The 16,445-nt window shown below is 43.4% G+C and carries 20 protein-coding genes; 9 read left to right on the top strand and 11 right to left on the bottom strand.

Translation table 11 applies throughout. The annotated features are described in order from the left end of the window. The first annotated feature begins 18 nt into the window (after positions 1 to 18). From INP83_RS02950 to INP83_RS02940, 3 genes are read left to right on the top strand one after another with little or no spacing between them, the layout of a single operon-like run. Positions 19 to 363: a four-helix bundle copper-binding protein gene (locus INP83_RS02950; protein ID WP_219126232.1), complete on the top strand. Its 345-nt coding sequence runs from the start codon at positions 19 to 21 to the stop codon at positions 361 to 363. Then, positions 363 to 965 (top strand): flavodoxin family protein, encoded by a 603-nt coding sequence (locus INP83_RS02945; protein WP_219126231.1) that lies wholly within the window; start codon positions 363 to 365, stop codon positions 963 to 965. Before INP83_RS02950 ends, INP83_RS02945 begins: the two co-directional genes overlap by 1 nt. A 31-nt stretch (positions 966 to 996) precedes the next feature. Next, positions 997 to 2,184 (top strand): class I SAM-dependent rRNA methyltransferase, encoded by a 1,188-nt coding sequence (locus tag INP83_RS02940; protein ID WP_219126230.1) that lies wholly within the window; start codon positions 997 to 999, stop codon positions 2,182 to 2,184. Here the strand turns inward: INP83_RS02940 and INP83_RS02935 are convergent, their stop codons facing one another. The 8 genes from INP83_RS02935 to INP83_RS02900 form a co-directional block, all read right to left on the bottom strand. Further along, a complete protein-coding gene (locus INP83_RS02935; protein WP_146273157.1) occupies positions 2,185 to 2,961 on the bottom strand; it encodes a TerC family protein in 777 nt (258 codons plus the stop codon). A gap of 243 nt (positions 2,962 to 3,204) precedes the next feature. Next, positions 3,205 to 4,515, bottom strand: a complete 1,311-nt coding sequence (locus INP83_RS02930) for a hypothetical protein (RefSeq protein ID WP_219126229.1) — start codon at positions 4,513 to 4,515, stop codon at positions 3,205 to 3,207. After that, complete coding sequence (locus tag INP83_RS02925; protein ID WP_219126228.1) at positions 4,499 to 5,074, bottom strand: hypothetical protein; 576 nt, start codon at positions 5,072 to 5,074, stop codon at positions 4,499 to 4,501. Before INP83_RS02925 ends, INP83_RS02930 begins: the two co-directional genes overlap by 17 nt. Then, positions 5,071 to 5,631: an RNA polymerase sigma factor gene (locus INP83_RS02920; RefSeq protein WP_219126227.1), complete on the bottom strand. Its 561-nt coding sequence runs from the start codon at positions 5,629 to 5,631 to the stop codon at positions 5,071 to 5,073. Before INP83_RS02920 ends, INP83_RS02925 begins: the two co-directional genes overlap by 4 nt. A 161-nt stretch (positions 5,632 to 5,792) precedes the next feature. Continuing rightward, positions 5,793 to 6,941 (bottom strand): nicotinamide riboside transporter PnuC, encoded by a 1,149-nt coding sequence (gene pnuC, locus INP83_RS21320; RefSeq protein WP_370630582.1) that lies wholly within the window; start codon positions 6,939 to 6,941, stop codon positions 5,793 to 5,795. Positions 6,942 to 7,054: 113 nt separating this feature from the next. Beyond that, positions 7,055 to 7,270: a hypothetical protein gene (locus INP83_RS02910; protein ID WP_219126226.1), complete on the bottom strand. Its 216-nt coding sequence runs from the start codon at positions 7,268 to 7,270 to the stop codon at positions 7,055 to 7,057. Positions 7,271 to 7,352: 82 nt separating this feature from the next. Next, the gene (locus tag INP83_RS02905) at positions 7,353 to 7,736 is read right to left on the bottom strand and encodes a hypothetical protein (RefSeq protein WP_219126225.1); all 384 of its coding nucleotides are present in this window, start codon (positions 7,734 to 7,736) and stop codon (positions 7,353 to 7,355) included. A gap of 16 nt (positions 7,737 to 7,752) precedes the next feature. After that, positions 7,753 to 8,325 (bottom strand): RNA polymerase sigma factor, encoded by a 573-nt coding sequence (locus INP83_RS02900; protein ID WP_255563239.1) that lies wholly within the window; start codon positions 8,323 to 8,325, stop codon positions 7,753 to 7,755. A 250-nt stretch (positions 8,326 to 8,575) separates the two neighbouring features. On the opposite strand from INP83_RS02900, the gene INP83_RS02895 reads away from it, so the two are divergent. The 6 genes from INP83_RS02895 (at position 8,576) to INP83_RS02870 (ending at position 13,340) form a co-directional block, all read left to right on the top strand. Further along, the gene (locus INP83_RS02895) at positions 8,576 to 8,941 is read left to right on the top strand and encodes a CoA-binding protein (protein WP_219126224.1); all 366 of its coding nucleotides are present in this window, start codon (positions 8,576 to 8,578) and stop codon (positions 8,939 to 8,941) included. Between the two features lie 121 nt (positions 8,942 to 9,062). After that, a complete protein-coding gene (locus INP83_RS02890; protein ID WP_219126223.1) occupies positions 9,063 to 9,674 on the top strand; it encodes a superoxide dismutase in 612 nt (203 codons plus the stop codon). A 212-nt stretch (positions 9,675 to 9,886) separates the two neighbouring features. Further along, positions 9,887 to 10,882, top strand: coding sequence for a zinc-binding dehydrogenase (locus INP83_RS02885; protein WP_219126222.1), 996 nt, complete (start codon positions 9,887 to 9,889; stop codon positions 10,880 to 10,882). A gap of 117 nt (positions 10,883 to 10,999) precedes the next feature. Further along, positions 11,000 to 12,211, top strand: a complete 1,212-nt coding sequence (locus INP83_RS02880; RefSeq protein ID WP_146273147.1) for a serine hydrolase — start codon at positions 11,000 to 11,002, stop codon at positions 12,209 to 12,211. A 108-nt stretch (positions 12,212 to 12,319) separates the two neighbouring features. Next, entirely contained in the window at positions 12,320 to 12,634 is a 315-nt protein-coding gene (locus tag INP83_RS02875) for a YbaB/EbfC family nucleoid-associated protein (RefSeq protein ID WP_146273146.1), read from the top strand. Positions 12,635 to 12,662: 28 nt separating this feature from the next. Further along, the gene (locus tag INP83_RS02870; protein WP_146273145.1) at positions 12,663 to 13,340 is read left to right on the top strand and encodes a metal-dependent hydrolase; all 678 of its coding nucleotides are present in this window, start codon (positions 12,663 to 12,665) and stop codon (positions 13,338 to 13,340) included. Positions 13,341 to 13,423: 83 nt separating this feature from the next. On the opposite strand, the gene INP83_RS02865 is transcribed toward INP83_RS02870, so the two are convergent. From INP83_RS02865 to INP83_RS02855, 3 genes are all read right to left on the bottom strand, one after another. Beyond that, entirely contained in the window at positions 13,424 to 13,612 is a 189-nt protein-coding gene (locus INP83_RS02865; RefSeq protein ID WP_146273144.1) for a hypothetical protein, read from the bottom strand. A gap of 87 nt (positions 13,613 to 13,699) precedes the next feature. Then, positions 13,700 to 14,962, bottom strand: a complete 1,263-nt coding sequence (locus INP83_RS02860) for a glucose-1-phosphate adenylyltransferase (RefSeq protein ID WP_146273143.1) — start codon at positions 14,960 to 14,962, stop codon at positions 13,700 to 13,702. 3 nt (positions 14,963 to 14,965) lie between these two features. Continuing rightward, on the bottom strand, positions 14,966 to 16,384 hold the full coding sequence (locus tag INP83_RS02855) for a glycogen synthase (protein ID WP_219126221.1): 1,419 nt from the start codon (positions 16,382 to 16,384) through the stop codon (positions 14,966 to 14,968). Positions 16,385 to 16,445: the final 61 nt, after the last annotated feature.

Genomic DNA, 16,445 nt, shown 5'->3' with positions numbered 1-16,445 from the left:
TCATTAAAGGAATATACTATGGAAAATCATGATCACACCGCCCTGATAAAAAAGCTGTTAGCTTGCGTTGAAGCTTGCGAAAATTGTGCTACCGCTTGTTTAAATGAGCAGGAAGTAAAACCTATGGTACGCTGCATCAGCCTTGATAGAGATTGTGCCGATATATGTTCACAAGCGGCAAGGCTTTTAGAGCGCCGTTCTGAAATAGCACATCAATACCTGGTACTTTGCGAAGAAATATGCCGCATGTGTGCAGAAGAATGTGGTATGCATGACCACGAACATTGCCAGCGTTGCGCCGCTGCTTGCCGCGAGTGTGCCGAGGCCTGCCATGAACACCACCAACCAATAACGCAAGACTAATGAAAGCATTGGTGCTCAACTGCACACTAAAAAGATCACCGGAGGTTTCTAACACCGAGGCTTTGGCCAACGAAGTTGTTGCCGAAATGCAACGCCTGGGCGTGAGTACAAAAATCATTCGCGTAGCAGATCATAACATTGCCGTCGGTACAAAATCAGACATGGGTGAGGGCGATGGGTGGCCTGTTATTCTTAAAGAATTGCTGGATTCGGAGATATTGATATTTGCTACGCCAACATGGGTAGGCACCATGTCGAGCATGGCGCTTAAGGTGCTTGAGCGTATGAACGGACTTTACCCCGCCAAGGACGAGCAGGGCCGGCCGGTAACCTTTAACAAAGTAGCCGGCTTTGTAGTAACCGGAGAAGAAGATGGTGCAAGGCATGTGGTAACAGAAATTGCCGGGGCATTGATGGATGTTGGTTTTACCATTGCGCCGCAATCATACACTTATTGGAACAATGGCCCCGGCCCAGGTGGCAAATACCTGGAAAGTGATTACCGCAAAGATTGGTCGATAGAGGTCGCTAAAGCTGCTGCCAACAATATTGTTGCAGTTGCAAAGGCTTTGCAGGTAACCCCTATGCCGGGCAATGGCTGATAATGCCCTTTGATATTATTACCTTTGCCGCATGATTGACGTTGTATTAAAGAAAGGCAAAGAGAAAGCTGTTTTACAAAGGCACCCATGGGTATTTTCGGGTGCTATTGAGCATGTAAAAGGCAAACCCGTTAACGGCGAAGTTATACGCTTGCTTGATGGTAAAAAAGCTTTTCTTGCTTATGGTTTTTATAACGATCAATCTCGCGTTGCAGTTCGTTTGCTGGAGTGGGATGAGAATGTAGATATTAACGATGAATGGTTTCGCCAGAAAGTAAGAATGGCTGTTGCAGGTCGTGCTGATGTTTTGTCAGATTGGCAAACAGATACTTGCCGTTTGATCTTCAGCGAATCAGATTACCTACCTGGTCTTATTGTTGATAAATACGCCGACCATTTAGCTGTGCAGGTGCTTACCTCAGGCATCCAGAATGTGATGCCGGTAATTATAGATGAACTGAACAATCTGTTAAAGCCAACCAGTATTTTTGATAAGAGCGACGCCACGTCCCGGGCACATGAAGGTTTGGAAACTTCAAACGTTTTATTAGCGGGCACCAATCCACCGGAGTTGGTGATGGTGAAAGAGAACGGCATTACCTATGGTATTAACATCGCCGAAGGCCAAAAATCCGGCTTCTACTGCGACCAGCGCGACAACCGCCGTATATTGGCACACTATGCTAAAGGCAAAAACGTGTTAGATTGCTTTTGCTATACCGGCGGCTTTAGCTTGAATGCTTTTCACAACGGCGCTAAATCAGTTACCAGTGTGGATAGTTCCGCATTGGCGATAGAGACCCTGCAGGAAAATATTCGCTTAAATAATTTTGAGAGCGAAAAGCATACCGCAATCAAATCTGATGTGAACGCGCAATTGCGCAAATTCAGGGACGAGGAAGCAAAATTTGATATCATCGTGCTCGATCCACCTAAATATGCACCATCGCGCTCCGCGCTTGATAGGGCATCTCGGGCTTATAAAGATCTTAACCGAATCGGCATGCAATTACTAAACAGTGGCGGTTTACTTGCCACTTTCTCCTGCTCGGGCGCTATGGATATGGAAACCTTTAAACAAGTGCTTGCCTGGGCTGCGTTAGATGCAGGTAAGCAAGTACAATTTATCTACCAGTTTAACCAGCCTGAAGACCACCCTGTAAGGGCATCATTCCCGGAGGGTGAATACCTCAAAGGACTGCTTTGCCGCGTTTGGTAATTATTTAGTTGCTGGTTTTTTAAGTTTGCTGCCTTTTGCGTTTTTCGATTTCATCTTCAGGTTCAGCATCTCTACCAATACGGAGAACGCCATAGCAAAATAGATGTAGCCTTTAGGGATGTGTTGCTCAAATGCTTCGGCTAAAAGCGAAACGCCTATTAATAACAGGAATGATAAGGCCAGCATTTTTACCGTTGGATGCTTGTTCACAAAGTTGGCCACACCTGCAGATGACCACATCATAATGCCAACAGCAATAACCACTGCAGCTACCATTATCTCTATGTGCTGCGCCATACCAACAGCAGTAATTACAGAATCGAGGGAGAAAACGATATCCAGCAGCATGATCTGCACAATTGTTCCCCAAAAAGAATGCGCTTTAACGTTATCGCCGCTCTCTTCATCGCCCTCGATTTTGTGATGGATCTCGGCTGTGCTTTTATAAATAAGGAATAAACCACCTACTATAAGGATCAAGTCTCTTCCGGAAATAGCGAGCTTTTCTACCCATTCTGCATTGGTTATGCCCACTATGCCTGACAGGTTAAATAATGGTGCAGTAAGTTTCATTACCCAACTTATACCAAATAGTAATAGCACGCGGGTTATCATGGCCATGGCCAAACCCAGTCTGCGCCCTTTATTTTGTTGTTCTTTAGGAAGCTTATCGGCCAGGATAGATATAAATATCACGTTATCTATACCCAGTACAATTTCCAGAAATGTAAGCGTAACAAGAGAGATCCAGGCCTCCGGGTCGGTAAATATTTCCATGCAGATGTTTATTGTTGCTACTAAAATAGAAAAACCCCTGCCTTTGTTGGCAAGGGTGTGATATTTTTCTATTAAAGGATGTCATTGCGAGCGTGTCTAACCATATTACGCGGTAGGTCTTCGACAAGCTCAGACGGACAATTCGCTTAAAGATTTGTCCAGTTTTAACGCAGTGAAGAATCTTTTAAATTATAGAAATTCAGATAGATGCTTTGTTCCTCAGCATGACCGAAGGACTTTAGTTTACTTAAACTGTATCTCCGCGAATCTTGCGTTTACCACTACATTGGGGCCGCTGTTATTTTTACCTACATAGCCTTTGTAGGTTTTGGTTTGCGACCAGCCCTTATCTTCGTCTGACGGCGTTTTGGTGATAATTTTTACTTTATCATCGTCAAAGTTAAAGCTGCCTAATCGGGTAGTCACATCAAAATTAAAGTTAAGGGCTTGGGCAAAATCGAGATTAATTTTTGTATTTGATGCATTGATGTTCAAGTTTTTCATCGTTTTATCAATAGCACCAATGCTTAAGCCATCACCAAATTTTACGCTGATATCTGCAGATGTTTTTAATTTATCGATGCTTACATCAGAGAAGCTAAAAGATGCTGCACTATTATCAATCGTACCTGCCTTAAACTTGCTGAACTCCACTTTCAAACGCTCGCCATTATAGAAAGCTATAGTTGAAGGGTTATCCTGTGAAAATTTAATGGATACATCATTTTGGGCATTGGTAAGTTGTTGGGCTATCAATGAGCCAAATTGAACTTTTAAAGTAGCCTTTCCGCTTAGATTTGGTAAGGTTACCGAGCCAAACTTGTTATCAATATCCAGGGCGTTTCCTGCAGGCATATATATCACATAATCTATGTTCATGGTTTGCCTGGTATTGTTTCTGCCTTCTTTGTTACTCCATGTTTTGGTACGAAATGATACTACTGATCCAGCCTTGCTATCGATGATAGAAGTCCCGTCGGCCATCTCATCAACCAGGCTTGCATCTTCTGATGCGAATTTCATAGATACGTCAACCTTAAATTCGTTCTTGTTCCAGGTGTTAACTTTAATCTTACCAAAACGATTGCTGATCTGCAGTATATCGTTTGCATCTGCTGGGTAGGTTTTGCTGTACACCTTTGTTTTTTCTTTGATCTCGCCGCTGGCTACTTTTTGGCGGTATTCCTCATCGGATAAATTACTGCCATTAAAATCGAGGTTTCCCTGCGGAATAAGATCGTTAAAGCTGCCTGAAAAATCTTTACCGAAATCCTTAAAATCAGCTTTAAACTTTCTGCTAAAGTTTTTCATGGAAAGGCTCATCTTCCTTGTTTGATCGGTAGATAGCTTTGCCATTTTTTTGCTCAGGTCGGCCATTTTTGCATCAAGCTTTGCCATGCTTTTGTTAAAACCTTCCGTGTCGAAGTTTTTGTCCAGCTTATAATTTTCTGGCGGAAGCGGTGGCAATGGTGGGCTTATTTGTGCAAGCACGCCGGAACCTGCAGCCAATACAACAATGATTGCTATAAAGGCTATATTAAATACTTTTTTCATGTTGTTCGTTCTTACTGTCGTTAAACTGTTGAATTACACTTAGCTGCTGGTTAAGCACTTCCGTTTGTATTTGCAAGTTCCGGATCATTGCACGTAACACACGTTCCTGGTTGGGTGATGTTGCTAACTCAGCATTTAATTTTTTATAGATGGATTGCATCCTCGTGATCTCGCCGTTGAACTCCTGGTATAGCTGAGGGTCAAACTTGGCGATCTGCTTTAACTCGTTTTTCTGTGTTTCAATAACCGATACCAAGTGTACCTGCTGTTTGGCATAAGATGGATTGATGTCTGCAAGATCAACACCGTTGTTGTTGGTTTTTAAGGTTTTAAGATACACCGCAAAGCCTAAGCCCATTACTACGATAACCGATGCCGCAACTTTTAGCACAAAGCTTAACGAAAAGGTTTTTGCTTCCTTTTTTTTAGGTAGTTGCGCATGTTGCTCGTCAAAGGTATCAAGCTCCTTTGCAATGTTTGCCCATATATCGGCACGTGGTTCCAGGTCATCAAATTGTTCCCGGTTCTGGCTAATAAAATCTTCCAAACGCTTGCTCATCTCGTTATTCCTTTCTTCATCAATATCTCGCTCAGTTTTCGCTTTGCTCTCAAAAACTGTGTGCGGGATGTGTTTTCGCTAATGTTTAAAATTTGACCTATTTCTTCGTGGTCGTATCCTTCTAACAGGTATAAGGATAGCACTACTCTATAGCCTTCAGGCAATTCCTTCATGGCTTCTTTTATTTGCGCTACCTGATATTGTACATCCTCGTCATCCCATGGTTCTTCGTCAGGCACATTATCCAGGTGGCCGTCTTCTATTTCCACAAGCTCTAACCGCCGTTTGCGCAAAAGGTTGATAGAGCGGTTCACTACGATCTGTTTAAGCCAAAGGCCAAAAGTGGTATCCTGTCTAAAATCCTTCAGCTTGTTAAAAGCATCCGTGAAAGATTCCTGCAGCACATCTTCGGCTTCGCCGATATTGCCTGTAATTCTAAGGGCAACGTTCAGCATTGCCTTAGCATACAGCCGGTAAAGCTCATAGCAGGCTTTTTTACTGCCTTGCTTACACTCAACTACCAGATTGTAATGTTTATCTACGTATACGGCTTCCAAAATTGTTGACAGGTTTCAGTTTAAATGACGCGGGGTATTCAACAACGTTGCACAGAGAGTGAAAAAAAGTGTTGAAATCAGAATTTACAGAATTTTAAAATAGACAAAATGCCTGTAAAATCTCTTTAATCCAGTAATTGCTATGTGGCGAGAAAAATTCTCTAATCTTGTAAATTCTGATTCAGATAACTATCTATCGCCGCCACCGCTCTCTCATACCGCTCGGGCCCGGTGCCTGATATTACGGTGTAATTAGCGTTAAGAGCTTTAAGTTCTTTGTGCCATACGCTCATAAAATGTTCGCGCATATCGGGAAAATCACGAAGTGGGTCATCTTCCCACGGAAGGTCGATGTTTAAAAGGAGGTAAAGATCATACGGATGTTTAGGTAGCTCATCCAGAACTTCCTGAGGAGATGAGCCAAACATCTGGTCGCTCCATATTTTTACCGTCATAAAGGTTGTATCGCAGATAAGCAGTTTGTTGGCCTGCTGCTCCATTTCTTCTTCAAGGGCCAACTGGCCGTAGAACATATTTATCTCATCCTGCCAGGTTGGCGGCTCGGTCAGTTTTTCGCAGTAGCCACGGGCGTACTCGGGCACCCAAACGGTTTGGTAATGCTTAGCCAAAAAGGCCGACATGGTTGATTTACCTGTCGACTCCGGACCTACTACTGCTATTTTGATAATGTTTAATGTCGTTAATTTTTTTTTAGGTAGCTGCACTTTCCAATCCTTACGCCAGTCAAAGTAGCCCATGGCTGCGATAACCGTATAAACGGCATACATAACGGCAGTGAGATGCAGATCTTTAAAAATATAAACACCTACGTATATGATATCAACAAAAACCCATATTAGCCAGTTCTCTAAAACTTTACGCGCCAGGAATACCTGTGCCACCAAACTACAGGCTGCTAAAAAGCTATCTAAATAAGGATACGATGCCGGTGTATATTTTAAAAGCGAACCTAAAACAAAGGTAGTTACTACAATAGCAGCGATTGCCAGCCCGGTCTCACGATTGGCAATTCTCTTTATCGGCACTTTACTTTCTGCAGGCGAATGGCTCCAGAACCACCAGCCGTAGATATTCATTGCCAGGAAATAGAATTGCAGGCCCATATCAGCATACAACCGGGCCTCAAAAAAGATAAATATGTAAAGCGATACGCTTACGATGGCAAAAGGCCAGTTCCAGATGTTATTTTTAGCAGCGAGATACACGCAAAACAAGCCTGTTATAACGGCTATAACTTCAAGAAGGGTTTGATGCTGCCACCAGGCCTGCAATGCGTGGAAAATTTGCATGGATAAATATAAGATTAGTTGGCAGTAGCCAGTGTGCAGTTTGCAGTGAATTCTCCAAGGCAAACTTGACTAAGTCACATTTAACTGCTTACTGCAAACTAAGAACTGCCAACTCAATACGGCAACTCCTCGCACATAAAGCCGGCTACGTGCAGGGCATGGCTAATGGTTTGCGCTTCCAATCCGTAACTCACTACCCGTAATATGTTATCGCAGTCCTCCAGGTCAAAATTGTATTGCTTAATATCTTTCATGGCCGAAAGCATCAGTTGTACCCTGCCTGCATCCTGCTGGCTGGCTACACTTGTTTTAAATATCAGTACATCCATGGTGTTTTATGTTTTATAGAGGCATATATTTTCAAAAAGTCATGCTGTCTGTCATCTGGCGGGCAGCATGACTTTTTGGGATCTACTCTGCTTTTTGCTCGTAGGCAGGCTGTGTAACCGGGTCTTTGAAATCCTTCATCCAGTCGCCGCGGCGTTTGCCCCATCCGCAACGGTCTTGCCATTGCTCTTTAAAGCGGGCGCGCTCTTCCGGGCTCATGTTCCTGAATTTTTCTTCCATCATGCGTTTTTTACGCATCCATGGCGCACCGCCACCCCGCGGGCCTCCAAAACCAAATAATATCTTACTCAGTACAAAAATGCCCATGGCCTGCCAGTAATTTATTGGGCCAACGTGTAGTATATCTGGCAATAAACCGTTCCACAGTAACATTACTGCCAGGCTTACCAGAGCCAGTATCCCGGCGAAGCAAAACGGCATCAGTATGAATTTTAATTTTCTGTTCATGATTCTCTTTATGTCTTTAATATTCTGTTATCTCTTTGTACAATTGTTTTAACCTGTTACGCAGGTGCAGTACCGCATAGCGTTTACGTGATACCAGGGTGTTCACATTCTCACCTGTGCGTTTGGCAATTTCTTCATACGGGGTATCATCCAGCTCGTGCCATACAAAAACCTGGCGCTGGTTCTCAGGCAGCTCATCAAGAGCGGCAAAAAGTCGTTCCCAAAAAAGGTTGCGGATGTATTCGGTCTCGGGAGTTGTGGCCTCCTGCATAAGTATCCCGGCAAAGTCGGGGTCATCACCATCTTCATCACCGGCAGGCGAAAGATCATCTAACAAGCTTTCTTTATGTTTTTTATGCTTATCAAGTATCTTGTTGCGTGCTACGCGATAAAGCCATGCACCGGTCTGTTCAATTGTACTGGTATCAACCACATTGCTGAACTGGTACCAAACATCCTGCAGAATGTCTTCGGCATCGGCATCGTTCTTTACCCGCTTGCGGATAAAACCCAACAAGCTTTTACCATACGATGCTATTGTTTGTATGATGTGGCTGTTTTTATCCTGGGGCATTGCTACGATTTCCAACTTTGTAGGTTTTATAAAGGTAATGACGACCGTGCTTTTAAAACCTTTTAAAGTTTTTTAATTTTTTTGAGAGAAGGGTGGAGCGCGTTGTTAGAGCAGGGACAATCCGGTTTGATATAAATAGATCTTTTCGTCAAGCATTGAATTCATTATTCACTGTTAGAGCCCTTTTTGACAAATTAGTTCCCGCTCTCGCACCGATATCCCGCTCCACAAAAAAACCAACGGTAACCTTACCTGTTATAAACTTATGGCTGATAAAAAAACATTGATATTAGGCGCCACGCCCGATCCAAGCCGTTATGCTTTCCTGGCCGCCAACAGGCTGGTTAGTCACGGGCATAGTATTGTTAACGTGGGCATTAAAACCGGCGAGGTAGCGGGCGTAAAGATCGAGAAGCCTGAAACTATCCATACAGATGTAGATACCATCACACTTTATGTAGGGCCGCAGAACCAGCCGCCGTTGTATGATTACATAATCAAAACCAAACCCAAGCGGATCATCTTTAATCCCGGTACGGAAAATTCTGAACTTCGCCGCATGGCAAACGAAAATGGCATTGATACTGATTACGCTTGTACATTGGTGTTGCTATCGGTAGGGCAGTATTAATGATGGCTGAAATGGCATCAGGTTATCATATTATTAAATGACATTTCATTAGAACAAAAAGTAATATCTGCGCTTATATTTGCTACATCACGATATAGTTTAACCATTAAATTTTAATATTATGGCATTTACCCTTCCGGCGTTACCTTACGCTACTGACGCCCTTGAACCACACATTGATAAAGCTACTATGGAAATTCACCATGGTAAACACCATCAAGCTTACGTTACCAACTTAAATAAAGCTTTAGAAGGTAAGCCTGAGGCTGATGGCAAAATTGAAGATATCATCAAAAACATATCAAAATACCCTGCTGCTGTACGCAACAACGGTGGTGGCCATTACAACCACTCTCTGTTCTGGACTTTGCTTTCGCCAAGCGGTGGCGGCGAGCCTACAGGCCCGTTAGCTGATGCTATTAAAAGTACTTTTGGCTCATTTGCTGATTTTAAAACCAAAGTATCTGAAGCTGGTGCAACCCGCTTCGGTTCTGGCTGGGCATGGTTAATTGTTGGTGCTGATAAAAAGTTAGCAGTAACCTCTACCCCTAATCAGGATAATCCTTTAATGGATATTGCTGAAGTAAAAGGTACACCTATCCTGGGTATCGACGTTTGGGAACACGCTTACTACTTAAAATACCAAAATCGTCGCCCTGATTATTTAGCAGCAATCTGGAATGTGATCAACTGGAACCACGTTTCTGAATTATACACTAAAGCGATAGCATAATTAACCTTCTCCAAAGGAGAAGACTTGAGAAATATGAAGCGGCAGGTAAACAATCTGCCGCTTTTTTATTTAGTAATATTACGCACACTATACCAATTATGTCATTGCGATGAGCGTAGCGACGTGGTAATCTCGTCGCATTAAGATATACGCGATGAGATTGCCGCGCTATCGCTCGCAATGACATGTTGGTGAAATTAATAACATCCGTTATGAAAGCCATAGTTCTCGAATCAGCAGAAAACCCGATAGTAGTTAAAGAAGTATCCAAACCAACACCCGGCGCAGGGGAGGTATTGGTGCAGATAAAAGCAGCAGCCTTAAACCGCCGCGACTTTTGGATTACGCAGGGTAAATATGCAGGGATAAAATATCCGACCATCCTGGGTGCCGACGGCGTAGGCATTGTTGCCGAAGCCGGTGATGGTGCGGCCGATTGGATAGGCAAAGAAGTGATCATCAATCCATCGCATAATTGGGGAGAACATGCCGAGTTCCAGGGAAAAGATTTTAAAATACTGGGCCTGCCTGATGATGGTACCATGGCCGAATACGTTTTGGTAAAGGCGGAATATCTTTACCCGAAACCAGCACATTTGGATTGGGAGCAGGCGGCAGCCATACCTTTGGCCGGATTAACCGCTTACCGTGCATTGTTTACCAAAGCGCATTTAAAAAAGGGCGATAAGGTTTTGATAGTTGGCGTTGGCGCGGGTACGGGTACTTTCCTGTTGCAATGGGTCCTTGCCGCGGGCGCACAGGTTTTTGTAACATCCGGCAGTGGTGATAAATTAGACCGGGCCAAACAACTTGGGGCATCGGCAGGCGTAAATTATAAGGCACAAGATTGGGCGCAGGAGTTAAAACATCTTGCAGGCGGCTTTGACATTGTGGTTGATAGCGCTTTGGGCCCTGATTTTGCCAAAATACCCGATGTTTGCAATCCGGGCGCCCGGATCGTTTTCTTCGGCGGTACGGCAGGTAACATCCCTGAAATAAATGCGCGACCGTTATTCTGGAAACAGATCCAGATCCTGGGTACAACTATGGGTACGCAGGAAGAATTTAAAGCGATGCTTGCATTTGTTAACGAGCACAACATTGTGCCTGTAGTAGATGAGATTTATCCCCTTGCCGATGCAAAAGCGGCCTTTGAAAAAATGGGTGCATCAAAACAGTTTGGTAAGATAGTGCTGAAGATATCCTGACAGCACGCAGAAACCTTGGGAGTTATCAACATTTCTGAACATTAATAGCATTTTAATATTTTACGTGCTATATAATTTCTAATTTTCGCCTTTGGTTTTGTGATTGATTTTTTACCTATGAGACAAGTGTGTTCTACTGTCATTTCCTTTGCTTTTTCTTTGATTTCCTTATCTGCGTGCCATTCAAACCCGGGCCATAATAAACCCGGCGAGGCCGACAATGGAAAGCCATTTAATCCCACCGAGATACTTAAGTATAACCCGAAAGACGGTGATAAAAAGATAGCGGAGTTTATGGAGCACCTTCACAGGGTAAGCGGCTTCAACGGCAATGTGCTTGTTGCCAAAAAAGGTAAAATAATTTATGAAGGTTCTTATGGCTGGGCCAACCATTTAACCCGCGATAGCTTAAAACTTAGCTCTCAGTTTGAGCTTGCATCGGTTAGTAAAACAATGACCGGCACCGCCATTATGCAGTTGTGGGAACGCGGAAAAATAAAGCTTGACCAGGATGTGCGCGACTTTTTCCCTGATTTTCCTTATGAAGGTGTAACCATTCGCCTGTTACTCACACACCGCAGCGGTATGATGAACTACGTGTATTTTGTAGACAACATTTATCGCACACAACACCTAAACCAAAAGAAAGGCTTAACCAACCAGGAAGCTATGGCAATGATAGCCAAATACAAACCGGCCCGTTTTAATAAACCAAACGCCAGTTTCCTGTACAACAACAGCAACTTTATGGTGCTGGGCGCCATTATTGAAAAGGTAAGCGGCCAAACCTACGCCGACTATATGAAAGAGAACATCTTTAAACCAGCTGGTATGACACACACAGCTGTTTACTCAAAGGCGGTTTATGATAAGATACCGGTTGATGTTGTCGGCCATGATCGTAATAGCTGGAGATATTCTGTAGCGCAAAATTTCTTAGACGGCCCGGTGGGCGATAAAGGTATTTACAGTACTGTGGGTGACCTTTTTGTGTTCGACCAGGCGCTTAAGGCGGGCAAACTGATAAAACCTGCTACGCAAGATTCTGCTTATACCGCCCATAACCCTATGATACGTGGCCACTTTAGTTACGGCTATGGATGGCGGATATTTGAATCGCCGGGGCAAAAGGTGGTTTACCACACCGGCTGGTGGCATGGTTTCAGGCATATTTATCTGCGCGATCTTAAAAACGATGTTACCATTGTTTTGTTAGGTAATATGGTAAACGGCAGCTTGCTGCACCTGGATGATCTGTTTAAAATGACAGGCATGCCTATTGTACGCAAAGGGGCCTACAACGGTGCCGGAGATACGGCGGAGGATTAAAGCTCGCCCCCCAGCCCCCTAAAGGGGGAGTAGGATTAAAATGGATAAGACAATTAACTCAAAATATTAACTTTTATTTCCCCTTTAGGGGAATAGGGGGCAAACATTATGTTCGATAAATTAATGGAAGCCCAGCAAAAGGCTGGCGAAGTAAAGAAAAGATTAGATGCCATTACAGTTACCGGTACTGCAGAAGGTGGCAAGATAACCGTTCAGGCAAACGGTAACAAGGTTGTTAGATCAATTGCTATTGATGAGGAATTTTTGAAAGAAGCCGGTAAAGAGGAGCTTGAAGAACTACTTGTAGTTGCTGTGAACAAAGCCTTAGAACAAGCTGAGAATGTTAGCCAGAGTGAAATGGCTGCCATGACCAGTGCAATGTTAGGCGGGATGGGTGGCCTCGGTAATCTTTTTGGCAAATAAGTTGCAGTACATCTTTTAAAACAATACTATGAAACTTACATATTATGGTCAGTCTACACTGGAGATAGTTGTTGACGGTAAGACCTTGTTATTTGATCCGTTCATAACCGGCAACCCCTTAGCAAAAGATGTTGACGTTAATACACTAAAACCAGATTTTATCCTGGTATCGCACGGCCATGGCGACCATGTTGGTGACCTGGTTGATATTGCCAAACGCACAGGTGCAAAAGTTATTTGCATTGCAGAAATTGCTAACTGGTTGGGCAACCAGGGTGTTGAAAATGTACACGGCATGAATATTGGCGGTGCTTTTAACTTTGATTTCGGTCGCGTTAAAATGGTAAACGCCATTCACTCAAGCGCACTGCCCGATGGCTCAAATGGTGGCAACCCTGCAGGTTTTGTGGTCTACGGCGGAAGCAAAACCGTCTATTTTGCAGGTGACACAGCCCTAACTTACGACATGAAGTTACTGGAAGATGAAAACATCGACTGGGCGCTGTTGCCAATTGGCGATAACTACACCATGGGTGCCGATGATGCAATTAAGGCTGCAGCATTTGTTAACTGTAAAAACATTGTAGGTATACACTATGATTCGTTCCCGGTTATCAAGATCAACAAAGATGAAGTAGCCGAGAAATTCCTTAAAGCAGGCTTAAATCTTAAGCTGCCTGCAATTGGCGAAAGTATAGAGTTGTAATTAAAACAATCTCCAAACAGAAATGGCCCCGAAGTTTTTTGGGGCCATTTCTGTTTGAATAAGATAGTTCACAAAGTTAAAGATTACATTTTCGTGGTGTCTTTCTTCATTTTAGAGGAATCGGTCCACATTTTTTTGCTTTTCTTCATCTTCTTTTTGTGCTCTTTTTTCATCTTGGTTGTGTCTTGCTGGGTTTGCATTGGCGCTGCAAAAGCGTTAATACTTCCAAACGAAATAGCAGCAATGGCGATGGTTGCAATTGTCTTTTTCATGGTTAGTTAATTTAAGTTTTTAAGTTTCTCTACTTGTACTACAAATTAACCAGCATTTAGTGTTCTGTCTTATTAATTAAATTTATGTTAAATTACTGTGCCATTTGGTATAACAGCACGCTTCTTTATAATAACTATCCCGTCTACAACAGTATACGTTGGGTAATCGCCATCTGGTAGCTTGCTGCCGCAATTAATGGTCACGTTGTCGCCTATGTAGGTATTTTTATCTATGATGGCATTTTTTATACAGCACCTGTCGCCAATACCCATTGCCGGCGTACCATTTTGTTTGGATAGTTCTATCTCATCAAGGTTTTGATAGCTGTCGCTACCCATCACATAACAATTCTCTATCTGCGAATTAAAGCCTATACGGGTACGGATACCTATTATAGAACGTTTAACCAGGCTTGCGTTAATGATACAACCATCGGCAATAATAGATTTTTCCATAGTGGTGCCCGATATTTTAGTTGGCGGCAACATACGTGCACGGGTAAATATCTGGTTGCTGTTAAACAGGTTAAACTGCGGAATATCATCAGTAAGGCCAAGGTTGGCATCAAAGAAAGATGGTATGGTACCAATATCTGTCCAGTAACCTTCGTATTGGTAGCTTACTACTTTATGCCCTACTATAGACTGCGGGATGATCTCTTTACCAAAGTCAGTTTCTTCTGTGCTTTCTAACAGTTCGTATAAAAGCTTTTTATTAAAGATGTAGATACCCATTGATGCAAGGTATAAACGCCCTTGCGCCTTCATCTCATCACTCACTTCTGATACAAGGTCTTCAAAATCTGTTTTAGGCTTTTCAACAAAAGAAGTGATCAGGCTGTTCTCATCCGTTTTTAAGATACCAAAGCCGGGAACATCATTGGCGTGTACCGGGATAGTTGCAATAGAGATGTCTGCTTCCTTTTCGATATGCTGCTGTATCATTTCATGGAAATCCATCTGATACAACTGGTCGCCTGATAGGATCAGCACATACTCAAAATCGTGTACGTTAAGGTGGTGAAGGCTTTGCCTAACCGCATCTGCCGTACCCTGGAACCAATGCCCGCTTGTTGGCGTTTGCTCGGCCGCCAAAATATCAACAAAAGCCTTACTGAAAGTGCTAAAGTGATAGGTGTTTTTGATGTGCTTATTTAGCGATGCCGAGTTAAACTGCGTTAGCACGAATATCCTGTCAATACCCGAGTGCAGGCAGTTAGAGATAGGAATATCCACCAAACGATATTTACCGGCAATGGGTACAGCGGGTTTAGAACGGGTTTGGGTTAGAGGTGCTAAGCGGCTGCCCTGCCCGCCTCCAAGTACAATACTGATTACTTTCGATGTCATATCTTAAGAAATTAAACTTTGGTACAGATCTGTGTATTCTTTTGCCGAACGTCCCCACGAAAAATCCAATGCCATCATCCGCTTACGCAGTGTTTGCAATTTACGGCTATCTTTATATAAATCTATTGCCCGGTTTATTGATGAGCAGATGTCATCTACGCTTACCTGGTCAAAACGTATGCCGTAACCGCCCTCATCGCCAAAATCTATAACGGTATCGCGCAAGCCCCCGGTGCTGCGCACCATTGGTAACGTGCCGTAACGCATTGCATACATTTGGTTTAAGCCGCAGGGCTCTACACGAGATGGCATCAGTAAAAAATCTGAACCTGCATATACCAGGTGCGCCAGTGATTCATCATAACCAATGAAAATTGCACACTGTGCCGGATAGGTTTCCTTTAATTGCTTCAAACCCTCCTCGGTTTCTGCATCGCCGGTACCTAAAACTAAAAAGTTAACTGTATCGCCGTGTTCTTCAATACTTCTTTCAATAGCGGCCGGTAAAAGGTCTGAGCCTTTTTCATCAACCAAACGGCCTATAAAAGCTACCAAAGGTTTCGCTTTGTCAATTTCAAAACGCTGGCACAAAGCGGCTTTATTAGCGGCTTTACCCTTAGTAACCGTAGTTGCATTATAATGTGAAGGCAGCATTGGATCAGTAGCAGGGTTCCAAACTTCGGTATCTATACCGTTTAATATGCCTACACCTTTTTGCCCTTCTATATAAAATAAATACTCCAGCCCATTGCTGCTTTTGGTAAGCTCGTATAAATAACTTGGGGAAACAGTGGTATACTTCCAGCAGCATTTAACGGCTGATGCCAGCGGATTGATACCGCCAGCCCATTCAAGCAGGCCGGTCTTATAAAAGTCAACTTCGGGTAAAAGCTCCAATCTATCCCAGCCAAAAGCGCCATGGTACTGTCCGTTATGGATAGTGAACACTGTAGGGATATGGGCCAGGCTTGTGTATAACGCCGAATGGTACATCATAAACGGTATTAACCCTGAATGATGATCATGGCAATGTACTATATCAGGCTTTTGGCCGCTCCAGTTTATCCAATCTAAAAAGCAAAGCTGAAAGGCCAGGAACTGGTCGCGCTCGTCGGGGTAGCTGTAAACATTCTCCCGGTCTAACAATCCCGGTATTTTTATCAGGTATAGTTCAAAACCAAGTTTATCGCTTTGTTCTTTTAAAATCTCAAAATAGATCCGGCGTGTGCCAAGTAACGATGTTCCCTGAAAAACAATATCAAACTGGCTTTCGTGCACAAATTTGCGATTGTAAAAAGGCATCACAACTGCCGCCTGCAAACCTGCCTGGTTCTGGTACTTTGGCAGCGCACCAACAACATCGGCAAGGCCGCCAACTTTGGCAACAGGATAACACTCGGCACTTAAATGGAATATTCTCATTTGGGTGGATATAGGGGTTAAGGTACTAAACATTTCCCCAAATGAACAAACAGATAATCTT

This window comes from Mucilaginibacter sp. 21P, assembly GCF_019331605.1.
Classification (GTDB): Bacteria; Bacteroidota; Bacteroidia; order Sphingobacteriales; family Sphingobacteriaceae; genus Mucilaginibacter; species Mucilaginibacter achroorhodeus.
This window is presented reverse-complemented; position numbering and strand designations above follow the sequence as displayed.

What these genes read in the sequence shown, in the direction of transcription:
- INP83_RS02895 (WP_219126224.1), top strand. Translation starts at nt 8,576, where the DNA reads ATGGCTGATAAAAAAACATTGATATTAGGCGCCACGCCCGATCCAAGC.
- INP83_RS02855 (WP_219126221.1), bottom strand. Translation starts at nt 16,384, where the DNA reads ATGAGAATATTCCATTTAAGTGCCGAGTGTTATCCTGTTGCCAAAGTT.
- INP83_RS02925 (WP_219126228.1), bottom strand. Translation starts at nt 5,074, where the DNA reads ATGAGCAAGCGTTTGGAAGATTTTATTAGCCAGAACCGGGAACAATTT.
- INP83_RS02905 (WP_219126225.1), bottom strand. Translation starts at nt 7,736, where the DNA reads ATGAACAGAAAATTAAAATTCATACTGATGCCGTTTTGCTTCGCCGGG.
- INP83_RS02880 (WP_146273147.1), top strand. Translation starts at nt 11,000, where the DNA reads ATGAGACAAGTGTGTTCTACTGTCATTTCCTTTGCTTTTTCTTTGATT.
- INP83_RS02940 (WP_219126230.1), top strand. Translation starts at nt 997, where the DNA reads ATGATTGACGTTGTATTAAAGAAAGGCAAAGAGAAAGCTGTTTTACAA.
- INP83_RS02870 (WP_146273145.1), top strand. Translation starts at nt 12,663, where the DNA reads ATGAAACTTACATATTATGGTCAGTCTACACTGGAGATAGTTGTTGAC.
- INP83_RS02860 (WP_146273143.1), bottom strand. Translation starts at nt 14,962, where the DNA reads ATGACATCGAAAGTAATCAGTATTGTACTTGGAGGCGGGCAGGGCAGC.
- INP83_RS02945 (WP_219126231.1), top strand. Translation starts at nt 363, where the DNA reads ATGAAAGCATTGGTGCTCAACTGCACACTAAAAAGATCACCGGAGGTT.
- INP83_RS02875 (WP_146273146.1), top strand. Translation starts at nt 12,320, where the DNA reads ATGTTCGATAAATTAATGGAAGCCCAGCAAAAGGCTGGCGAAGTAAAG.
- INP83_RS02930 (WP_219126229.1), bottom strand. Translation starts at nt 4,515, where the DNA reads ATGAAAAAAGTATTTAATATAGCCTTTATAGCAATCATTGTTGTATTG.
- INP83_RS02865 (WP_146273144.1), bottom strand. Translation starts at nt 13,612, where the DNA reads ATGAAAAAGACAATTGCAACCATCGCCATTGCTGCTATTTCGTTTGGA.
- INP83_RS02890 (WP_219126223.1), top strand. Translation starts at nt 9,063, where the DNA reads ATGGCATTTACCCTTCCGGCGTTACCTTACGCTACTGACGCCCTTGAA.
- INP83_RS02885 (WP_219126222.1), top strand. Translation starts at nt 9,887, where the DNA reads ATGAAAGCCATAGTTCTCGAATCAGCAGAAAACCCGATAGTAGTTAAA.
- INP83_RS02950 (WP_219126232.1), top strand. Translation starts at nt 19, where the DNA reads ATGGAAAATCATGATCACACCGCCCTGATAAAAAAGCTGTTAGCTTGC.
- pnuC (WP_370630582.1), bottom strand. Translation starts at nt 6,941, where the DNA reads ATGCAAATTTTCCACGCATTGCAGGCCTGGTGGCAGCATCAAACCCTT.
- INP83_RS02935 (WP_146273157.1), bottom strand. Translation starts at nt 2,961, where the DNA reads ATGGAAATATTTACCGACCCGGAGGCCTGGATCTCTCTTGTTACGCTT.
- INP83_RS02910 (WP_219126226.1), bottom strand. Translation starts at nt 7,270, where the DNA reads ATGGATGTACTGATATTTAAAACAAGTGTAGCCAGCCAGCAGGATGCA.